The following is a 20274-nucleotide window of genomic DNA, read 5'->3' as shown; positions in this document are numbered from 1 at the left end:
TTATCTTTGCAAGAGTCGATTATCCCATGCACTGCTTGGTGAAGTTGGGATCAAAGGGGACCGGGTAATTGCCGTCAAAACAGGCCTTGCAGAAGTTCTGTTCGGGATTTTCAACCCCCGAGGCTTCCATCATCCCCTCAATGGACAGGTATTGCAGAGAGTCCAGGCCCAGGTACTCCCTGAGATCGTCCAGGGGCATGCTGGCGGCGATCAGCTCTCCCTTGGAAGAGAAATCAATGCCGTAGTAGCAGGGAAACTTATGGGGCGGGCAGGAGATGCGCATGTGGACCTTTTTCACCCCCAGCTCCCGCAGGGCCCTGACCCTCGTCTTGGCCGTGGTTCCCCGGATGATGGAGTCTTCGATAATAATGATGTCCTTGCCTTTGATGAGTTCCCGGACCGGGTTAAGCTTGACCCGGACCGCAAAATCCCGCATGGACTGGGTGGGCTGGATAAAGCTGCGGCCCACATAGTGGTTCCGGATCATGCCCATTTCAAAGGGAATTCCCGATTCCTCGGCATAGCCGATGGCCGCGTAGTTGCCCGAATCCGGGAAGGGCATGACCAGGTCCGCATCCACGTGGGATTCCCGTGCCAGGCGCCGGCCGTGGGCCTTTCTCATCTCATAGACATTTTTGCCGTCAATGGTGGAGTCGGGCCGGGCAAAGTAGATATACTCGAAGATACAAAGGGATTTATGCTCGGCCGCCTTGGGGTGGCGGATGCTTCGAATCCCGTCTTCGTTGATGATGACGATCTCCCCCGGGTCGAGTTCCCGGATGAACTCGGCCTGGATCAAATCAAAGGCGCAGGTTTCCGAGGCCAGGACATAGTGGCCGTTGAGCTTGCCCAGGGCCAGGGGCCTGAATCCGTTGGGGTCTTTCATGCCGATGATCTCTCCCTTGCAGGTGAGCAGGATCATGGAGTAGGCCCCCTCGATCTTGGAGACGGCCTTTAAAATGGCGTTTTCATAGTCTCCTTTGATCAGGTTTTTGATAAAGAGATGAAGAAAGACCTCCGAGTCCATGGTGGTCTGGAAGATGGAGCCCTGGGCTTCCAGTTCTTCCCTCAGGATATGGGCGTTGACCAGGTTTCCGTTGTGGGCCAGGGCATAGGAGCGGTGGCGGTGATTGACCAGAAAGGGCTGGGCATTGGCCAGAACGGAATCCCCGGTGGTGGAGTATCTCACATGACCGATGGCCGATCCCCCTTCGATGCGCTCCAGGTCGTCTATATTGAAGATCTCCGGCACCAGGCCCATGCCCTTGTGGGAGAAGATCTTGTCGTTAATTCCCCGGTTCACCGAGATGCCTGCACTTTCCTGGCCCCGGTGCTGGAGGGCATAGAGACCGAAATAGGTGATCTTGGCTGCCTCGGGATGTTTGTAAAGACCAAAGACCCCGCATTCGTCCCTGGGCCGCTCTGTTTCTATTGAGGATAAATTACACATTTTCCTTGTGATACTCCTGGATGGGTTTTACGGAAAGGGTTTTCTTTTTCATGGCCTGGATGGCACTGCAGATGGCCCGGGTTCCGTCGGTGGTGGTGGAATAGGGAATCTTATACTTGATGGCCGCCCTCCGGATCTCATAGCCGTCCCGCTGGGTCTGGCTGGAGGATCCGGTATTCAGAATGAGCTGGATCTCCTTGTTTTTTACCGCATCCACCACGTGGGGGCGGCCCGAAGAGACCTTTTTGATCCGCTTTGCCGGGACATTGTTCTCTTCCAGGAACATGGCCGTTCCCCGGGTGGCCATGATGGTAAATCCCATTTCATGGAAGTTCCGGGCAACGGGCAGGGCCGCTTCCTTGTCCTTGTCCTGGACCGAGATGAACACGGTGCCCTCCTTGGGCAGCTTCTGGCCGGCGGCAAACTGGGCCTTGGCCACGGCTGCCCCCAGGTCCTCGTCAATGCCCATGACCTCGCCTGTGGATTTCATCTCCGGCCCCAGAACCGGGTCCACGTGGTCAAAGCGGTCAAAGGGCATGACCGCCTCCTTGACGCAAAAATAGGGGGGAATGACCTCCCGGGTGAATCCCAGCTCCTTCAGGGTTTTGCCCAGCATGATTTTGGTGGCCAGCTTGGCCAGGGGGACGCCGATGGCCTTGGACACAAAGGGGATGGTTCTTGAAGCCCTGGGGTTGACCTCTATGATGTAGACCGTGTCGTTCATGATGCCGAACTGGATGTTCATCAGCCCTTTTACGTTCAGCTCCTTTGCAATGGCCCGGGCCGCATCGGCCATCTCGTCGATGTGCTCCTGGGCAATGGAGTAGGGGGGCAGGACACAGGCAGAGTCGCCGGAGTGGATTCCGGCTTCTTCAATATGCTCCATCATGCCGCCGATAATGGTGGTCTCCCCGTCGGAAATGGCGTCCACATCCAGTTCAAAAGCCTCTTCCAGGAACTTGTCAATGAGTACGGGCTTGTCCGGGGAGGCCTGGACGGCCAGGTCAAAGTACTCCTCCAGGTCGGCCTCATCATAGACGATCTTCATGGCCCTTCCCCCGAGGACAAAGGAGGGTCTGACCATGACCGGATATCCGATATCCCGGGCAACGGCCCTGGCCTCTTCATAGGAAAAGGCGATCCCGTTTTCGGGCTGGCGCAGATTCAACTTGTTGAGCATTTCCTGGAAAAGGTCCCGGTCCTCGGCCCGGTCAATGCTCTCCGGGCTGGTCCCGATGATGGGAACCCCGGCCTTCTGAAGGTCCGTGGCCAGATTCAGCGGGGTCTGGCCCCCGAACTGGACAATGACCCCATGGGGATTTTCCTTTTCAACGATGTGGAGAACGTCCTCCCGGGTCAGGGGCTCGAAGTAGAGTTTGTCCGAGGTGTCATAGTCCGTGGAAACGGTTTCCGGGTTGGAGTTGACCATGATGGACTCCACCCCCTCTTCTCTCAGGGCAAAGGAGGCATGGACGCAGCAATAGTCAAATTCAATCCCCTGGCCGATGCGGTTGGGTCCGCCCCCCAGGATGATGACCTTTTTCCTGTCAGATACCCGGGCCTCACATTCGGTCTCATAGGTGGAGTAATAATAAGGGGTGGCGGCCCGGAATTCGGCGGCACAGGTGTCCACCAGCTTGTAGACCGGCACGATTCCCAAGTCCTTGCGGGTTTTTTCCACCTGCTTGTCGGTGAGCCCGGTGAGAAAGGCCAGCTGCTTGTCCGAGAACCCGTACTTCTTGGCCTTTTCAAAAAGATCTTTTGGCAGGTCCTTGCCGGCCAGGCGGATCTGTTTTTCCAGGTCAACGATCTGCTTCATCTGGTGGAGAAACCAGGGGTCAATGGCGGTCATCTCGTGGAGCATGGTAATGGGCATGCCGTGCTCCAGGGCGTATTTGATATAGAAGATCCGCTGGGAATTGGGTGTGGAGAGTTTGTATTCCAGTTCATTTCCGGAAACGCTTCCGGGCTCCGGGTCCTTGCCGTCGGCCCCGAATCCGGCCCGGCCGATTTCCAGGGAGCGCAGGCCCTTTTGAAAGGATTCCTTAAACGTCCGGCCGATGGACATGGTTTCCCCCACGGACTTCATGGCCGTGGTCAGGATATCCTCGGCTTCGGGGAATTTTTCAAAGGTCCACCTGGGGATCTTGATCACGCAATAGTCGATGGAGGGTTCAAAACAGGCCATGGTTTCGCCGGTGATATCGTTGGGGATCTCGTCCAGGGTGTATCCCACGGCCAGTTTGGCGGCTATCTTGGCAATGGGAAAGCCCGTGGCCTTGGAGGCCAGGGCCGAACTCCGGGAGACCCTGGGGTTCATCTCCACCACGATGATGTCCCCGTTGTCGGGATTTACGGCAAACTGAACATTGGAGCCCCCTGTGTCCACGCCGATCTCCCGGATAATGGCGATGGAAGCATCCCGCAGGTTCTGGTATTCCTTGTCCGACAGGGTCTGGGCCGGGGCCACGGTAATGGAATCCCCGGTGTGAACCCCCATGGCATCAATGTTTTCAATGGAGCAGATGATGACCACGTTGTCGGCATGGTCCCGCATGACCTCCAGTTCATACTCTTTCCAGCCCAGGACAGACTCCTCCAGCATGACCTGGGTGATGAGGCTGGCATCCAGCCCTGCCTTGGAGAGCCGGGCCAGTTCTTCCGGGTTATAGGCAACCCCGCCCCCGGTTCCTCCCAGGGTAAAACTGGGCCGCACGATGATGGGAAATCCAATGCGGCGGGAGACCTCTTCCACCTCATGCATATTGGTGGCAAACCCGCTCTTGGGAATCCGGAGGCCGATCTTTTTCATGGCATCCCGGAAAAGCTCCCGGTCCTCGGCCTTGTTGATGGCTTCAACAGAGGCCCCGATCATCTCGATATTGTACTTTTCCAATATCCCGGTCTTCGCCGTTTCCAGGGCCGTGTTCAGGGCGGTCTGGCCCCCCAGGGTGGGCAGCAGGGCATCGGGTTTTTCCTTTTCAATGATCTTGCACAGGGCCTCGGGGGTGACCGGCTCGATATAGACCCGGTCGGCTGTTTCCGGATCGGTCATGATCGTTGCCGGGTTGGAGTTAATCAGGACCACCTCAAATCCTTCTTCCTTCAGGGCCTTGCAGGCCTGGGTGCCGGAATAGTCGAATTCGCAGGCCTGGCTGATGATGATGGGTCCTGCCCCGATGATCAGGATCTTGTGGATATCGTTACGCTTTGGCATGTTCAATCACTTTTGCAAACTGGTTAAAAAGATAGGCCGCATCATGGGGGCCGGGGGAAGCTTCGGGATGGTATTGGACGGCAAAGGCCCGGACTTCGTCGTTTTTCAGGCCTTCCAGGGAATCCTCATTCAGGTTGATGTGGGTGAGGATTGAGTTTTCTTTGTCCAGGGTATTTAAGTCCACGGCAAATCCGTGGTTCTGGGAGGTGATCTCCACACGGCCGGTATCCAGGTTTTTCACGGGCTGGTTTCCTCCCCGGTGGCCGAATTTGATCTTCAGGGTTTTGCCCCCCATGGCTAACCCTAGAAGCTGCATTCCCAGGCAGATGCCGAAAATGGGGGCAATTCCGAGAAGCTGTTTAATGGTATCCACGGCATAGGTCAGGGGTTCCGGGTCTCCGGGTCCGTTGGACAGGAAAATTCCCTCGGGCTTTAAGGCCTTTATGGTCTCTGCATCTGTCCCGGCCGGAACCACCAGAACCTCGCACCCGGCCCTTTCCAGGCAGCGGATGATATTATACTTTATGCCGAAATCCAGGGCCACCACAGAGTGCTTTTTCCCCCGAAAATGCCAGATCAGGGGATCTTTGAGTTTGTCTGCACTGAAGTACTCGGGCTGGTTGTACTTCCAGAAATAGGGCTTTTTGCAGGTCACCTTGCCCACCAGGTCTGCGCCTTCCATTGGGGGGACGGCTTTTGCTTTTTCCACCAGGGAAGCGGGATCCAGATCCGATGTGGAGATCACGCCCCGCAGGGCTCCGGATTTACGGATATGCCGGGTCAGGGCCCGGGTGTCCAGGTCTTCGATCCCTAGAATATGGCCTTTTATCAGGTAGTCGGCCAGGGTGCCCCTGGATCTGAAATTGGAGGGAAAGTCCTGGTACTCCTTAATGATAAAGGCTGCCACCTGGATCCGGTCCGATTCAACATCTTCGGGACAGACCCCGTAATTTCCGATCAAAGGATAGGTCATGGTGACCATCTGGCCGGAATAGGAGGGATCGGTCAGAATTTCCTGGTATCCGGTCATGCTGGTGTTAAAAACCACCTCTCCGCCGGCTTCTCCCGGTCCTGTGAAACTCCTGCAGGGAAAAGTCCTGCCGTCTTCCAGGGCTAATAATGCTTTCATGTTAACTCACACCTGTTCAATTTTATATGTCATGGACTTCCGGGCATTCCCCGGACTCCCATACTTATATGTTTACCCCTTTTATAATGAACCTCCCTCAATATCATAAAATGAGGGGATTTAGCAAGACGGTATTTGCCTGGAATTTTTATGGAATTTCGATAAAACCGATAAAATCAAAGAAAATTAAATTCTCCTCTCCCATGATTTGTTCTGTTTTAGGGAACCTTCACTTTTTTCCTTTTTTATGAACGATTGAAAGCCTGTCCGGCCCGGCAAAAACAAGAGAGGAATTTCACATCGTACCCGGCAATTCAAGAGAAAACCTTTCCAAGGTAAAAAATAGATCCGGAAGTATGGGTTTGGCACATGTTTTGCTATTGGCACATGTCTTGCTATGCTTATGAAAAGATAAATTAAACGTTTGCAGGGCTTCATTGGATTTTGGGCGGGGATAGCCCTTCCGGTTCCAGGGAAGGATGAACCCTTTTGGTAAATTAACCTAGTTTAAAAAATGACCTGTGATGAAAAAGATATTAATCGTTGACGGCAATGATGAAACGCGTGACGGGCTGGCAGCTGAATTCCGGTCCCATGACGGATTCCGGGTCTTTTTGGAGAAGAGTGCGGCAATGGCTGTCAAGCTTGTCGGATCCCGGCAGATTGACGTTCTCATCACCGGCGTAGACCCCCCGGAGACGGATGGGTTTAAGCTGGTCTCCCATGTGAAAAAACAGAGCCCAGAAACCCAGATTATAGTGATTGCAGATCATTTTTCAGACCAGGTGGTCCAACATTTAAAAACCCTTGGTATCTCCCATTGCCTGAACAGGCCGGTAGAGACGGAGGCTCTTGTTGATTTGATCTTTCAGGGAACAAAACAGCCCCCCCAGAGCAGCATTCACGGCGTGGCCCTATCCTCTTTTCTTCAGCTTATGAGCCTTGAGCAAAAGACATGCACCCTCAGTATCCAAACCGAGACAGACCAGGGCAAGATCTTTTTTATGAATGGAGAGGTCATTGGAGCCCGGACCGGAGAACTGAACGGCAAACAAGCTTTTTATAGGATTATGGAATGGGGCGACCCCAATATAAAGCTTACTGCGGGATGCCGGGCAGACCGCAGGGAGATCAACCTTCCCCTGATGCATCTTTTAATGGAAAGCCACCGGATGATGGATGAATCCGTTGGCAAGGTCCCGGAAAAGATTCCGCCCGGATCCGGACATGATCCTTCGGGACTTGGGAAACTGGGTGCTCCGGGTTCCAATGCACCGGATGCCCGGGACCCCAAAAGAATCGACAACAGGGAGGGTTCCCGCCCTCCGGCCGTACCGGGCAGGGCGGGCAGAGGGGATATATCCGGGGACAAAATAGAAGAAATGCTTTCCAGAGGCCCTTTGTCAGAGAGACTTCAGGAGATGCAGGCAGCCCTGTATAAAACAGCCGGACCCATGGCCAAGATCCTTTTCCGGGATGCTGTCCGGGAATGGATAAGAGTAGAGGATCCATCGGAATCATCCCTCCCCGCCCTGATTGAAATCGTGGTCCGGGGAATCAATGATCCCGATAAGAAGCAGATTTATATGAAGATGATTTCACTCCGGTCAAAAGAAAGAGATTCGGCTCCCCCCCGGGAATCTGTTTCCTGGCAAATGGCAGAGGCCACAGATCTTGTCGACCAGGTTTTTAAAACCAAAGGGGGCAAATCTGAGTAAATGGCCCGGGCATTGCCGGTGCTTATATCCGGGTTGGAATAGTTAAATATGCCGATTTTGTGCGGGGAAATAACACCATGATGTTGATATTTCCTCTATGGGCGATTGGTTTTGTGCCGCCCGGAGCCGGAGGCAGGTACCTGGATATGATAAAAAAAAAGAATGACCCAAGGAAAGGATTTACCCTTGAATATAATATGGAGACCCAATGAACAGAGACGATAGACATCAGCATAACAGAAAGACCTCATCCGAAAAAAGAGCCTTGCACCAAGAATACACATCTATATGTTACAAGGCCAAATCCTATTCATGCGTGGGATGTGCCGGGGAGAAGTTACCATGATTGTTCAGTGTAAAGAATGTCAGAAGATGCTGGAGGTTGATGAGACCCAGCTCACCAAGGATCTGATGCGCGGGGCCTGTCCCAACTGCAAAGCCATCATTGAAGTGGCAAAGCCGGGGATTGAGGCAGACGAACGGGAAACCGGGCAAGGGGAAACATCAACCCGGACAAAGGAACCTGCCGGAAACATCCCAAATTCCGATCCAATGGAGAATCGGGAGGAGCCCGCCTCTTCCGTGGGCCGGGAAAAAGAGAACCCGCCGGCAACCAGAAATCAAAGGTCCGGCACTCTGACCATCGGAAAAAAATTATTGTTTCTGTTCCTGGCATTCATCCTGATCACAGGGGGAGGGCTTAGTTTTCTATACATGACCTATGTTCCTTCAATGATGCAGGACCAGATCAGTCTGCGGACCTATTCCATTGCCCAATCCTTCAGCGGGGCAATCCTGCAGCCGCTCCTGACAAAGAATTATCTGCTGGTGAATCAAACTGCGGTAAACAATGCAAAACTTCCCCATGTGGCCTATGTGTCGGTCCTGAACAGCCGGGGGATAGTGATTGCCGGCATCCTAGGGAATAAAACTCTTTTTGACTCGGATTTCCGGGCAAATATTGAAAACAGCGGATTCCCAAAACAGATCTCCTCCCGGAACAGAATCCCAACGGGTTCGGAAAAAAGTGTTCTAAACTTCATTGTGGGAGGACAAAAAATCCATGACGTGGCTGTGGCCATTGGGGAGACCGGCGGAGAGGTTCATGTCGGCGTGTTTACGGCAGATGTGGAAAAGGCGGTTCAAAAAAGTCTGATGCCCCTTCTGGCCCTTTTGGCGGCAATCGTACTGGGAGGAAGCCTTTGCTTCTATCTGGTTGCCCGGTCCATTTCCCTGCCCATCCGGAAGCTTACCCAGGCTGCCGAAAAAATCAGCATCGGAGAAATGGACCATCCCATTGAAATCAAAGGGGGAGGAGAAATCCAAGACCTGGCCGACTCACTGGAACGGATGCGGTTTTCCATCAACACGGCCATGGATCGGCTGATGCAGCAATGATTAGGGCACTCAATCTTGCACAAGGAGAAGAGAACATGCGCTTAATACCTTTGTTATGGCTCATTCTGACCATTGCCTTTTCCGGTCCGGTATGGGCTGAAACCTATCAACTGTCCATGCAGCCCCGGTATTCTCCCGAGGAAATCTACCGGCGGATCACCCCTTTGGCCGAATACCTGGGGCAAGAAACAGGGCATACCATTGAAGTCGTCATCCTAAGTGATTTCAGCCAGTATGAAAAACAGTTGAAAAATGGTTCCATCGAAATTGGATATGAGAGTCCCTATATGTATGCCCTGGTGTCAGATGCCCATGAGGCCGTTGCCAGTGCCTTAAAGGGAAAAGACATAGACAGATTCCGGGGGGTCGTCATTTCCAGAAAAGATTCCGGGCTGTCGACCCTGGCCGATCTGAGGGGCAAGAAAATTTCCATTGCCGGCTACACCTCTGCCGGCGGGTATCTGTCCCAAAAACTATCCCTGATGAACCAGGGAATCAACGTTGAAACCGATATGGATATCACCGAAGCCACAGACAACAAACAGGAGAACGTCATCCTGGCGGTTTATACGGGTGATGCAGATGCCGGATTCATTCGGGAATCTGCCCTGCACCAGACCGATACCTATATCTCGGTTTCACAGATACAGGTCATCAGCAGGTGCGCCTGGCTTCCCAACTGGACGCTTTCCCTGAGCAGGTCCCTGCCGGATTCGCTTAAAGAAAAGATAGCGTCGGCACTCCTGGATCTGCAAACCACCCATGCCGCAATAAAGGCCTTAAAGATCAATCACTTCAAGTATGCTTTCGATGAAGATTATGACGCGATTCGGAGGGCAGCCGGGCTGAATTGACCTGCCTTTGCAAAATAAGACCACAACCCGAAATCACTTAGAGATTACCATGAATAGAATTTTTCCATATTTTTGTTTTTTAATGCTGCTCTGCTGGAGTCTTGTTTTTCCCGGCGGATCCATGGCCGGAGGCATGTATAAGATGTCCATGCTGCCAAGGTATTACCCCAAAAAAATCAGGGCCATGATTGCCCCCCTGGCAGAATATATTTCCCAGGAAACCGGGGCAACGGTCAGCCCTGTCCTGACCACGGATTTTACGGAATATGAAAACCGTTTGAAAAGCGGTGAGATTGAAATCGGATATGAAAATCCCCTGGTGTATACAAAGGTGTCCAAGACCCATGAAGTCCTGGTTATGGCCGTAAAAGGAGAGGGCGGAAACCGGTTTAGGGGAATTATCATCACCCGGCCGGACTCGGATATCCACTCCCTGGGAGATCTGAAGCATAAAAAGATCATGATCGTGGGTAAGACCTCGGCCGGGGGATTCCTCTCCCAGAAGCTCTTCCTGGCGGAAAACGGAGTTTCGGTTGAAAAAGACTGCGAACTGGAAGAGGCGTCCAATAATAAACAGGAAAACGTCATCATCTCCGTGAGTATTGGTGATGCAGATGCGGGTTTTATAAGGGAGTCTGCCCTCCATATGGCAGATTTCTATATCCAGCCGGGAAGTATTGTGGTCATGACCCCCTGTGCCTGGCTGCCCAACTGGGCGGTCTCGGTAAAGCGCTCCCTGCCGGATGGGGTAAAAGCGGATATCAAATCGGCACTGCTGTCGCTGGATCAAAATTCAAAAGTACTCAAGGCCATGAATGTTACCGGATTTAAACCGGCCAGGGACCAGGAGTACGACATCATCCGTAATCTTTTATAGTGCTCACAGGGGCACGGGAAGGAACGGGATTGGAAACAGGAATTATATCGGACAACCTTTGAATCTATGTTAGGAATCGGCCATGTTAACCCAGGAACAGCTTGACTATATCGACAATGCAATTCAATCCCATCTCATGGAAGCCGGACTGGATCATGTCATATATATGGATATGGGCGGAAACGCCATTGCCAAACACGACAACGGGAAAACCCGTCTGGACTCCACCTCCTTTACCGCCCTGGCCGCCGGCAACTTCGCGGCTGTTGACGCAATGGCAAAGCTGGTCGGTGAATCTGAGTTCTCCCTGTTGTTTCACAAGGGCAAGAAATTAAGCATTCATTTCAGCAAAGTAACAGATGATACCCTTTTGATTGCCATGTTCAACAAAGACATATCATTGGGGCTGGTAAGACTCAAAGTAGCTGAGACTGTCGGCCGGATCAGCAAGATCCTGGCCAAGGGATAGTTTTCATAAAAATCAGGCCATCCGGATGCGGGTGGCCTGGGGAGGGCGAATTTGGCGCTCATCAATATTAAAACCAAAGAAGTTCAGATCAAAATCGTTTATTACGGCCCGGGAAGAGGCGGAAAGACAACCAACCTCGAATATATTAACCAGGCCTACCGGGATCAGATCAAGACAGAGATGGTCAGTCTTAAAACCCATGACGACCGGACCCTTTTTTTTGACTTTCTCCCATTTGATGTAGGGCCCATAAAAGGGTTTGACGTGACGATTCAGCTCTACACCGTTCCGGGGCAGGTAAAGTATAACGCAACCCGGAAGCTGGTGCTCAGGGGGGTGGACGGCATTGTTTTTGTCGCAGATGTCCAAAAGGAGCAGCGCATAAAAAATATCGAATCCCTTAACCAGCTTTATGAGAACCTGGATTCCTATAGCCTGGACCTTTTTGAGGTGCCCCTGGTGATGCAGTATAACAAGGTGGATCTGAAAAAAGCCAAGATTCCGGTCCTGTCAACCGAGACCATGCAGGCAGACCTCAACGGCCAGTTGAAAGCCCCTGCCTTTGAAGCCAGTGCTTTGAGCGGAGGCAACGTGATCCCCACTTTGAAAGAAATTATTTCCGTAACCCTGGCATCTGTTCAGAATCAGCTTTTTAAGGAGGTTTTTTGAATCCGCTAACTGAACTCAAACAGGTCATTGCTTCCATGGAATCCCGGATCGAAGATGAAAATGTTGATGCATTTGAAGATCAGCTTTCATTGATCAAAGCCCGGCACCCGGACAATGCTGCAATGACTTCCATCATAGAGATGATGCGGTCCCTTGGCCGATACCTTGGCACCCGGAAAAAAAATGTCCATGAAGATACTTTTTCCGTACTCAAGGCCATTACCGAAGATCTTGAAAAATTGGCCTGTGAACCGGACCTGGATAAAGATCAGGCCGCCGGGATTCTGGCAGAATCGAGCCGCACCTATAGAGCATTGAAGGCCAAAATCACCTCCCTTCCCCTGATCAGCGCAATTGAAATGCAGGATTTAAAAGAGGTGATTCTTGCCATTGACTGGGAAATTTCAAATGCAACATTGGAAGATTTCGATAAAGTAACCACCCGGCTGATGTCAAAGTTCAAATCGAGTAAAATCCCATATTCTTTTTTGAAAATCATAAACAGCCTTGGGAGGTATATTGCTTCTAAAAAGGCTTTGGCCCATCAAGACGCCATCTTTTTTCTTCATTCGGTTTTTGCGGATTTTGAACGGGTCGTTCAGACTCCGGGCATGCCCTTCCAGGAGAAAAAGCGGCTGATTGAGCGGGACGTCGCCGCCTTTATTGATTTTAAAAAGAAGTTAGCCAATACAGGGAAGGAGGCCACAGATTCAGCCGATTCGGCAGAAACTCCGGCGGTCCGGCCGGCACTCTCCCACGTGAAGACCTCCCGTACCCATTCGGATCAAAAGGTGGTCCTGCTGGAAACTTCATCCCAAGAAGAGGCCGGTTCCCCCTCCCGGCCAGAAGATTCCCAACCCGGATCCCCCAAAGTCCGGGAAAGGGAACAACCGGAAAATCAGGATATCATGGGAGATCTTTTCAGCATCAAAGAGAGCCCGGCAGATAAAATGCTGGATTTCATCCATTTGTCAGGTGTTCACGGAGAAGATCAGGCCGTGGGGAAGAATATGGACAGCCTGGCAGAAGAGGATCTAAAGGAAAAAGGGTTTAAAAATTTTATTCCCCAGCGGAGGGATACAGACCCCATACCGGAAATCAGAAGCCGGCTGGATGACTTTTTCAGCCAGGAGGATGTGGGGAATCCTTCTGTTGCAGGCCCAGGCGAAAACGAGACCCCTTTGATCGCTGCAGATGAAGCCGAGCCCCTTTCGGTCCAAGAAGATGATCCGGAGACCTTTATCATCTTCCGGGAAGTGGAAGAGACCCCGGGTTTCGACCCAGGGGAAAAAGGAGATTCCGGGATTTTAGTCCATGAAAAAGAATCAATACCGGTCCTCGGGGATGTTGTGGAACCCCTGATTTTCTTTCCGGAAGGCGAGGATCCCGTCGAGGAGGCCATCAAGCGGCTAAAGGCCCTGGCAGAAAGCCGGGATCTGATTCCGGGACAAGAGATGGCGACGACCGTGGAGGAGGATCTTTTCATGCTTCAAGATCTGTGGCGGGAAGATCCTGATAAGGTTCTGCTGATAGATGTTCTGTTCCGCTTCACCCGGCAGGCTCTTGCTCCGGAAGAACCGGAAGAACCGGAGGAAGCGGAGGAAGCGGAGGAGCTGGAGGAGCTGGAGGAGCTGAGTGAACTGGAAGAATCGGAAGACCCGGATCATCCGGATGAACCTGTCGTGGCAGAGGATAAGATTCTGCCGGTTTCCTTGGACAGACGCCGGCCTCCGGGGGTTTGGAAAAAGTTGAAATCCGCACTTTTTCCCGGGAAAAAATGATCTGGTTTTGTGGAGATTGCGGGGAGAAACCGGCCATTGCAATTCCTCAGGGCCGGAAGATTTCCCAATCAAAGTTACCCCTTTCTTTTTCAAGCCGGTTCCCGGTCTGATTGGAATGGATCCAGAATGGAGCGTCATCGATCTGTTCCAATCAAATCTGAACAAAAACCTAGATACCTCCTAACATCGGTATTTTATGGTTATAAACATCAAAAAGACCTGCCCTCATGGTGGATCGGGTGCCGGCAGACAGGAAAAAGATCATGCGAAAACAGACCCATAGAAACGGAGAAGGCAGTAAAGACTACTTTTGTGCGGAGTTTCAACTCAAGGAATCCAGGACTCTCTTTCAGTTCAAGCTGAGAAAAGAATCATCCGGAGACTGGTTCGCCGTCTTCAAAAAAGGCTCAAAAGCCCTGGAGAATCTGAAACAAGGGGACGAGCTGAAAATGAAGTACTACTGCCTGGACAAGTCTGTGCCCGCAGATATTCGCAAAACTCGGATCAAGTACGTTAACAAGTCCTCGGGATTTAGGGACCATTATACCATTGGCCTGGAAATTGATTCTGAAAGTCTTGACAGCCGGGATCCCTTCCCGGGTCTGGCCTGATTCCCTTATTTCCCGGCAAACATCGGGAAGCCTTGCCAAATCCTTCCGGGCATACTATTCTGGCCATAAACGACAACCCCGTAGATACCAGGCAGGCCCATGTTTCCACAGACGAACTCCCAGATGATTGATCCGGTTTTTCCCGGCCTTGACCCCGTCCTCTTCTCCCTTCTCCAAAACCGGCTGGACCGCTTCGCGGAAAGCTTTGAAAAAAGCGGGCTCAACATGAAAGAAGACCGGGTGCGGGATTTGATCCCCTATCTTGTCCGGGTCATGCTTTTCAGTGAGTTTGCGGCAGAACAGATGATCCGTGAACCCGGTCTTTTTCATGAACTTGCAGTTTCCAATGACCTTGGCAAGACCTATTCGGACAAGACCCATGCCGCACGCCTGGAAAAGAAACTGGCCCCCTGCGACCCCGGGGGAATCCGGGAGGTAATGGTCCGGTTCAAACTCTACGAGACCCTCCGCATTGCCTGGAGGGACCTCAATGACCTGGCCGGCCTGGATGAAACCATGGCAGACCTGTCAACCCTTGCAACTGCCTGTATCTCCCAGGGCCTGGATAGCCTTTACAGGCAGTTATGCCAGACCTTTGGAACCCCCAGGGACGGCCAGGGACGGTCCCAGCAGCTCATGGTCCTGGGCATGGGAAAACTGGGGGCTGGGGAGTTGAACTTCTCATCTGATATCGACCTGATTTTTGTCTATCCAGAAGAGGGATTTGTTAAAGATGAATCCGGCAGGGACGGAATCTCCAATGATGAATTTTTCACCCGGCTTGGCCGTAAATTTGTGAACCTGTTTGCCGCCAAAAGCGGGGTGAATTTCTTCAGGGTGGACACCAGGCTTCGTCCCTTTGGGGACAGCGGCCCCATTGTCATGAGCGCTTCAGTCTTTGAAGAGTATTACCAGGCCCACGGCAGGGAGTGGGAACGGTATGCCATGATCAAGGCCCGGCCCGTTGCCGGAGATCTGGATGAAGGATACCGCCTTTTAAAAAATTTAAACGCCTTTATCTACAGGCGGTATTTTGATTACGGCTCCTTTGACTCCTTCAGGGACATGAAGCACCGGATTTCCCTCCAGGTGAAAAGCGCACGGCTGAAAAACAACATCAAGCTGGGGGCCGGCGGCATCCGGGAAATCGAGTTCTTTGCCCAGCTCTTCCAGCTCATCCGGGGAGGGGTGGAACCCGGGCTCCAGGAGAGGAAAGTCCTCAAGGTCCTGGATCTTCTTCTTTCCTTGAAATGCATCCAGGCCGGGACAAGGGATGAACTCAAAGGCTCCTATATTTTTCTGCGCCGGGTGGAGAATAGACTCCAGGAATACCAGGACCGGCAGACCCATGACATCCCGGAACATCCGGATCAGCGGCTTATCCTGGCCCTTTCCATGGGGTTTAAGGATTTTAATGGATTTAACCGGGAATTGACCCGGGTTATGAATCGGGTCCACCACCACTTTTCCCAGCTCCTGGTCACCGGGGAGGAGGAGAAAGAAGATGTGGAAAGCCGGGATCTTAAAGATGTCTGGCTCAATGTCAATGATCCTCAGTTCACGGCCGATGCCGTTGAGATCGCCGGATACAAGGACCCGGAAAGGATCCTTGCCCATCTGCGCAGTCTTGCCGTCCATCCCAACACCCGGAGGCTCACGGAAAACGGCCGGAAAAAACTGGCCCGGCTGGTGCCCATGCTGGTAAAAAAGGCCGGCCGGGAAAATGAGGCCGGATCCATTCTGGGCCGGCTCATCGACCTGGTCATCACAGTTGAGCGCAGAACCTGCTACCTTTCCCTTCTCCTGGAAAACAAGGGGGCTCTGGAGACCCTCATTGCCCTGGCCAGCAAAAGCCCCTGGATCGTCAATTTCTTGAGCAACCATCCGGTGCTCCTGGACGAACTCATGCACCCGGCCACCCTCTACTCCCCTCCCAAGAAGAAGGCCCTGGAAGATGAAATAGAGGCCAGGATGGCAAAGCTCCCCTCCGATGACCTGGAGTACCGATTAGAGGAGCTGAACATCTTCCGCCAGGTCAACACCCTGAGGGTGGCTGCGGCCGATGTAAGCGGGGGCTATCCCCTCATGAAGGTCAGCGATCATTTAACCTATATTGCGGAAACCATCCTGGCCCGGGTTCTGAGGATGGCCTGGGAGGTGGTGGCATCAAAATACGGGCTTCCGCCGGATATTGACGGGGCCGATCCGGATCAATGCGGATTCGCCATCCTGGCCTATGGAAAGGCAGGGGGCCTTGAAATGGGGTATAAGTCGGATCTCGATCTGGTCTTTCTCTACCGGGGAGAATCCGGCATGACCCGGGGCGGGAAGCGGTCCATCGAAGACGTTCTCTTTTATTCCAACCTGGGCCAGAGGATCATCCATATCCTGACCATGCACACCCCTGCCGGAACCCTTTACGGGGCCGACATGCGCCTGAGGCCCGGCGGGAGCTCAGGCACCATCGTTTCCCACATTAACGCCTTTGAAGAGTATCTCAACACCGAAGCCTGGACCTGGGAGCACCAGGCCCTGATCCGGGCCCGGCCCATTACCGGGGACAGCAGCCTGATCCGGGAGTTTGAAAAGATCCGGGAGTCTGTCCTGTGCATTCCCCGGCCGGAACAGGACCTGCGCCGGGAAGTGGGGCAGATGCGGGAGCGGATGAGAAAGGAAAGACTCAAACCTGCGCCGGGGATGTTTGACCTCAAGCAGGACCGGGGCGGCATCGTCGATATCGAGTTCCTGGTCCAGTACCTGATCCTGAGGCATGCCCATGTCCATCCCGACATCACGGTCTGGACCGACAATATCCGTCTTCTGGAGAGCCTGAGCCTGGAGGGAATCATCACCGGGGAGGAAAGCCAGATCCTCCAGGAAGCCTATGTAACCATGCGCAAGAGGATCCACCGCATGATCCTCCAGGAGGAAAAGCCCATAATCCCGGACGGTGATTTCAGCGGTTTGGCCGCCGCGGTCCGGCAGATCTATCAGAAGTACCTGGGGCCGGATCCGGACTAACTGTAAGATTCGATTATGGCTGTTCTCAAATTACCATTCCGATTCATGCCGTGAGGAGCAAAGGTTTTGCGTTCATTCTCGAAAATCATCCATGATTTTCTCCGAGGAGGGATCCCTTTTCCCGGATTGTCCTGCCGCCCGAAGGAATCCAGTCCGCAAAGACCTATGCTCCTCCCTGAGTCGTGTCTCAGTCCCCCGGAGAGACGTCCGGAAGTAAAACCAGGGCGGAATTCTTAATCCCGGGCGCAGCCCCGGCAGATCTTTTCACTTCCCCTGGGTTCCATTTTAGAGGGCATGACCGGCTCCCCGCATTGGGCGCAGGCTTGGGACGGCTCGACCTTGGCTTTTTCCGGTACAGGAAGGGATACGGATTGGACCTGGAACAGGGATTCCAGGTCCAGCTCCAGGATATCCCGGCTCCGCCGGAGGTGAAGCTGGTCAAACCGGCTCTGCTCTTCTTCCGAAGCCTGACCGGCAACGACCTTCTGGAGGAGTTCCCGGTGTTCCGGGTCCAGGTCAAGAGCGCCATGTTTTAACGCCAGTCTGACTCCCTCTCCCGTGTTCCGGCTGAAAAGGGTCAGCGCCATTTTCCCGTAATCCTTGTAGATAAAATTCCCTTTTCCAAAGGTGCATCCGGTCAGGACCTGGACAGCATCGGCACTGCAGGCATCGGTTTCCACGACTGCCACCATTTCCTCGTCCGCGGCCCGGGTTTCCCTGAGGCGTTTCATGCCTTCCCTGGCCGCACGAAATCCGATGGACAATCCCGGGCAGACATGGCCGTGGAAGTCTTCACATTTTTTAAACTCTTTTGTTTCCATAATGGTTTGAGCGTTCATTGATTATTCTCCTTTTGATGTCCGGAAATTCTCTGATCCTCTGACTAGGCTCGGATTCCCGGACAGATGTTTGGATTAATAGGAAAATTCCAGACCCAGAAAAACGGTCTGGCCCGGGTTGGGAAATCCGTATTCTTCTTCGTAATTCTCATCAAACAGGTTTTCCACACCCGCAGTGATGTATCCTTTTCCCAGGGTTTTGGGCAGGGGATATTTGACCAGCAGATCCACCACGGTGAACTCTTCCATATTCTTCAGGGTGACTGTCTGTCCCAAAGGGGTGCCCTCTTCGGAACTTCCCGAGGAAAGGTAGGGAACCTGGCGGTTATCCACCCAGCGCAGGGTGGCCTTTGCCTCCCACCCGTTTTCCCCCTGGTATTTAATGCCGAAGTTGGCTTTGAATTCAGGCAGTTCGGAAAGTTCGTCCGAAAGGGCATTGCTGCCGTCCAGAACATCCCCCTCTTTTTCGGTCTCCTGCCAGGTCAGGTTGGCAAAACCGGAAAAGCCGTTTGCGATTTGTTTTTGGATATCGATTTCAACGCCCCTGAAGTTGACCCGGTCGATATTGTACACCACCCGGCTGGGGGCGTATCCGAAGATCCAGCGGATATAGTCGTCCACCTGGTAGACATAGCAGTTAAGCTTAAGGGTAAGTCCGGGCAGACCGGTATAGGTGACCCCGGCCTCGTATTCCATGGCATCCTCATAGGTCAGATCCTTGCGGACCACATCACTGTTGGGGTCCACCTCCGGCCGGTATCCCCCGTAATACCAGTAAAATGCCGGGTTGTCCGGGAACCTTGTGGCCCTGGCTACCCGGCCGTGCAGGGCAATTTCCGAACCGGGACGAAAGACCAGGCCCAGTTTGGGGAGGAGGGCATCTTCATCGAATTTGGCCTCCACGGTTTCAAATCCCGCGGGTTTTCCGGCGGCGTTGTATCCGGTGACCTGGTCCACTCTCCGGTCACCGAAGTAATTTTCATACCGCAGGCCTGCGTAAAGTTCCAGCCGCTGTGAAAAGGACCAGGTATCGTCCAGATAAAGGCCGTGCCACCGGGTGGCGTCCCAGTCGTCCACGCCGTCGCTGACAGCCGAGGCAAAATAACCGGTTCTCACATAGGTGTTGTCGGTTCCGCCGTACCCCTGGTAATTGCCGTCCAGTCCCATGCCCACAAGATGTTCGGAGATATTTTTTTCCGTTCTGGCGACCCAGCCCCAGGAACGGTCCGGCACTGCCTCCCGTTTCAGCACCACCTCTTCCTGGTTGTAGGAATAAATGGTGTCTTCCCGGTCTTCATTGTTAAAATAGATCTTGGCCTGGGAGGAAAATCCGCTCCAGTCCATTTCCAGCCCCAGGTCAAGTTCCACCCTTTCCTTGGTATAAAAGCTGTTGTCCCCGTGGGTGTCTCCCGTGGGAAACTTGATGCCCGGGCCGATGAGATAGGACCCTATGGATGAGGGATACGAGGGGTCAAAGCCGGCCTGGCCGGGCTCATTTCCCACGGGCATGTTAAAATCCCCGTTGGTATACCGGACAGAGGAGGTCAGCTTGCCAGTGTCCCCCAGGTCATAGGAGAACCGGCCGGAAAAATCCTTTTTCTCGGCACTGCTGTTTCTCAGGTGGCCGCCGGTTTTCTGATATCCCCCGGAGATAAAACTGCCCAGGTTCCCGGTTTTGACAGATCCGGCCACACTCGTGGAAAAGGTGTCGTACCGCTTGTATCCCACGGCGGCATTCAGGGAGGGCTTTTCTTCCGGCTCTATGGGAATCAGGTTAATGGTGCCTCCAAGGGTGTTCCCATATTTGGCGCTGAAGGCCCCCTTGCCCACGGCCACATCCTCTATGTTCTGAAGGGAGAGCACGCTCCAGTCCACGAACTGCCCCCCCATGACGCCGGTACCGTTCAGGGGCCGTCCGTCCATCATGATCAGGGAGCGCCTCTCATCCAGGCCGCGGATTTTTACCTGGCTGCTCTTGGGAGTCATGATCGACCTTGTCTGGATGTCCAGCCCGGAAACCTTGTCCAATACATCCGGAAGGGACGAGGTCACGGGCGTGGCCTCTTCTTTTATGGAGATGAGTTTCACATTTCCTTCCGCAGAAACCTCTTTTTTCGCAGTAACTTCCATTTCCGGCAAATGAACAACCTCACCTGCAACGGCCAATGGCGTCAGGCCAAATAACAAAATCAATATCCCAATAACTGCCTGTTGAATTTTCATGATTGCCTGCTCCTTAAA

The 20274-nt window shown here is 53.2% G+C and carries 14 protein-coding genes; 9 read left to right on the top strand and 5 right to left on the bottom strand.

Annotated elements, in window-relative coordinates:
* Nucleotides 1–19 precede the first annotated feature (19 nt).
* The 3 genes from purF to carA are packed head-to-tail and all read right to left on the bottom strand — an operon-like array spanning nucleotide 20 to nucleotide 5796.
* Nucleotides 20–1450, bottom strand: a complete 1431-nt coding sequence (purF, locus tag F608_RS0111750) for an amidophosphoribosyltransferase (RefSeq protein WP_022665840.1) — start codon at nucleotides 1448–1450, stop codon at nucleotides 20–22.
* Complete coding sequence (gene carB / locus F608_RS0111745) at nucleotides 1443–4667, bottom strand: carbamoyl-phosphate synthase large subunit (protein ID WP_022665839.1); 3225 nt, start codon at nucleotides 4665–4667, stop codon at nucleotides 1443–1445. Before carB ends, purF begins: the two co-directional genes overlap by 8 nt.
* Nucleotides 4654–5796 carry a glutamine-hydrolyzing carbamoyl-phosphate synthase small subunit gene (gene carA / locus F608_RS0111740; RefSeq protein WP_022665838.1) on the bottom strand — a complete coding sequence of 381 codons (1143 nt, stop codon included), beginning with the start codon at nucleotides 5794–5796 and terminating at the stop codon, nucleotides 4654–4656. Before carA ends, carB begins: the two co-directional genes overlap by 14 nt.
* Nucleotides 5797–6320: 524 nt before the next feature.
* Between carA and F608_RS0111735 the strand changes: the two genes are divergently transcribed.
* The 9 genes from F608_RS0111735 (at nucleotide 6321) to glnE (ending at nucleotide 17194) form a co-directional block, all read left to right on the top strand.
* Entirely contained in the window at nucleotides 6321–7514 is a 1194-nt protein-coding gene (locus F608_RS0111735; RefSeq protein WP_022665837.1) for a DUF4388 domain-containing protein, read from the top strand.
* Between the two features lie 342 nt (nucleotides 7515–7856).
* A complete protein-coding gene (locus F608_RS0111725; protein ID WP_022665835.1) occupies nucleotides 7857–8912 on the top strand; it encodes a HAMP domain-containing protein in 1056 nt (351 codons plus the stop codon).
* 35 nt (nucleotides 8913–8947) lie between these two features.
* Entirely contained in the window at nucleotides 8948–9766 is an 819-nt protein-coding gene (locus F608_RS0111720) for a phosphate/phosphite/phosphonate ABC transporter substrate-binding protein (protein WP_161626849.1), read from the top strand.
* A gap of 49 nt (nucleotides 9767–9815) precedes the next feature.
* Nucleotides 9816–10643 (top strand): phosphate/phosphite/phosphonate ABC transporter substrate-binding protein, encoded by an 828-nt coding sequence (locus F608_RS0111715; RefSeq protein WP_027362684.1) that lies wholly within the window; start codon nucleotides 9816–9818, stop codon nucleotides 10641–10643.
* Nucleotides 10644–10725: 82 nt separating this feature from the next.
* Nucleotides 10726–11112, top strand: coding sequence for a roadblock/LC7 domain-containing protein (locus F608_RS0111710; RefSeq protein ID WP_022665832.1), 387 nt, complete (start codon nucleotides 10726–10728; stop codon nucleotides 11110–11112).
* A gap of 51 nt (nucleotides 11113–11163) precedes the next feature.
* Nucleotides 11164–11781, top strand: a complete 618-nt coding sequence (locus tag F608_RS0111705) for a GTP-binding protein (protein WP_022665831.1) — start codon at nucleotides 11164–11166, stop codon at nucleotides 11779–11781.
* Complete coding sequence (locus F608_RS0111700; RefSeq protein WP_022665830.1) at nucleotides 11778–13562, top strand: hypothetical protein; 1785 nt, start codon at nucleotides 11778–11780, stop codon at nucleotides 13560–13562. The genes F608_RS0111705 and F608_RS0111700 overlap by 4 nt, the downstream gene beginning before the upstream one ends.
* A gap of 263 nt (nucleotides 13563–13825) precedes the next feature.
* Nucleotides 13826–14173, top strand: a complete 348-nt coding sequence (locus tag F608_RS31605; RefSeq protein WP_051148527.1) for a hypothetical protein — start codon at nucleotides 13826–13828, stop codon at nucleotides 14171–14173.
* 99 nt (nucleotides 14174–14272) lie between these two features.
* Entirely contained in the window at nucleotides 14273–17194 is a 2922-nt protein-coding gene (gene glnE, locus F608_RS0111685) for a bifunctional [glutamate--ammonia ligase]-adenylyl-L-tyrosine phosphorylase/[glutamate--ammonia-ligase] adenylyltransferase (RefSeq protein WP_022665827.1), read from the top strand.
* Nucleotides 17195–17427: 233 nt separating this feature from the next.
* Here glnE and F608_RS0111680 read toward each other — a convergent pair whose 3' ends face one another.
* Together F608_RS0111680 and F608_RS0111675 are read right to left on the bottom strand one after the other, a co-directional pair.
* Complete coding sequence (locus F608_RS0111680; protein ID WP_022665826.1) at nucleotides 17428–18033, bottom strand: FmdE family protein; 606 nt, start codon at nucleotides 18031–18033, stop codon at nucleotides 17428–17430.
* Nucleotides 18034–18108: 75 nt separating this feature from the next.
* Nucleotides 18109–20256: a TonB-dependent receptor gene (locus F608_RS0111675; protein WP_161626848.1), complete on the bottom strand. Its 2148-nt coding sequence runs from the start codon at nucleotides 20254–20256 to the stop codon at nucleotides 18109–18111.
* Between the last annotated feature and the right edge of the window lie 18 nt (nucleotides 20257–20274).

This window comes from Desulfospira joergensenii DSM 10085 (genome assembly GCF_000420085.1).
Classification (GTDB): Bacteria; Desulfobacterota; Desulfobacteria; order Desulfobacterales; family Desulfobacteraceae; genus Desulfospira; species Desulfospira joergensenii.
The sequence above is the reverse complement of the archived record's forward strand: the minus strand, read 5'-3'. Positions and strand labels throughout refer to the sequence as shown.

Excerpts from the sequence above, each read along its gene's own strand:
- F608_RS0111735 (WP_022665837.1), top strand. The coding sequence starts at position 6,321 with ATGAAAAAGATATTAATCGTTGACGGCAATGATGAAACGCGTGACGGG.
- F608_RS0111675 (WP_161626848.1), bottom strand. The coding sequence starts at position 20,256 with ATGAAAATTCAACAGGCAGTTATTGGGATATTGATTTTGTTATTTGGC.
- F608_RS0111725 (WP_022665835.1), top strand. The coding sequence starts at position 7,857 with ATGATTGTTCAGTGTAAAGAATGTCAGAAGATGCTGGAGGTTGATGAG.
- carA (WP_022665838.1), bottom strand. The coding sequence starts at position 5,796 with ATGAAAGCATTATTAGCCCTGGAAGACGGCAGGACTTTTCCCTGCAGG.
- glnE (WP_022665827.1), top strand. The coding sequence starts at position 14,273 with ATGTTTCCACAGACGAACTCCCAGATGATTGATCCGGTTTTTCCCGGC.
- purF (WP_022665840.1), bottom strand. The coding sequence starts at position 1,450 with ATGTGTAATTTATCCTCAATAGAAACAGAGCGGCCCAGGGACGAATGC.
- F608_RS0111720 (WP_161626849.1), top strand. The coding sequence starts at position 8,948 with ATGCGCTTAATACCTTTGTTATGGCTCATTCTGACCATTGCCTTTTCC.
- F608_RS0111715 (WP_027362684.1), top strand. The coding sequence starts at position 9,816 with ATGAATAGAATTTTTCCATATTTTTGTTTTTTAATGCTGCTCTGCTGG.
- F608_RS0111710 (WP_022665832.1), top strand. The coding sequence starts at position 10,726 with ATGTTAACCCAGGAACAGCTTGACTATATCGACAATGCAATTCAATCC.
- carB (WP_022665839.1), bottom strand. The coding sequence starts at position 4,667 with ATGCCAAAGCGTAACGATATCCACAAGATCCTGATCATCGGGGCAGGA.
- F608_RS31605 (WP_051148527.1), top strand. The coding sequence starts at position 13,826 with ATGCGAAAACAGACCCATAGAAACGGAGAAGGCAGTAAAGACTACTTT.
- F608_RS0111680 (WP_022665826.1), bottom strand. The coding sequence starts at position 18,033 with ATGAACGCTCAAACCATTATGGAAACAAAAGAGTTTAAAAAATGTGAA.